Raw genomic sequence first — 252 nt, forward strand, 5'->3', positions numbered from 1 at the left:
GAATATTTTGTCCATTGCGGAAAACATTGTAAGATACAGCATCTGACTGCGGATTCCAGCTTATTTTAGCAGAAGAACTGGTTACTCCAACCTGTGATAATCCTGTAGGAGTGGCAGGTGCAGAAACCCCTGTTCCAGACGTTACATTAACATCAATTACATTATAAAATGCATTGGTGGTATCTGCTACATCCCAAACTGCTAAAATTATATGATAACCTGTACGGTTAGCAGGAACAGTAATCTGATGAG

1 protein-coding gene is annotated in these 252 nt (G+C 39.7%); it reads right to left on the reverse strand.

What is annotated here, in order from left to right; all coding sequences use genetic code 11:
* Positions 1–252: lytic polysaccharide monooxygenase (locus SB679_RS25435; RefSeq protein ID WP_410705132.1), on the reverse strand; the 252-nt coding region annotated here is incomplete at both ends.

The organism is Chryseobacterium sp. SIMBA_029, from assembly GCF_046535275.1.
Taxonomy (GTDB): Bacteria; Bacteroidota; Bacteroidia; order Flavobacteriales; family Weeksellaceae; genus Chryseobacterium.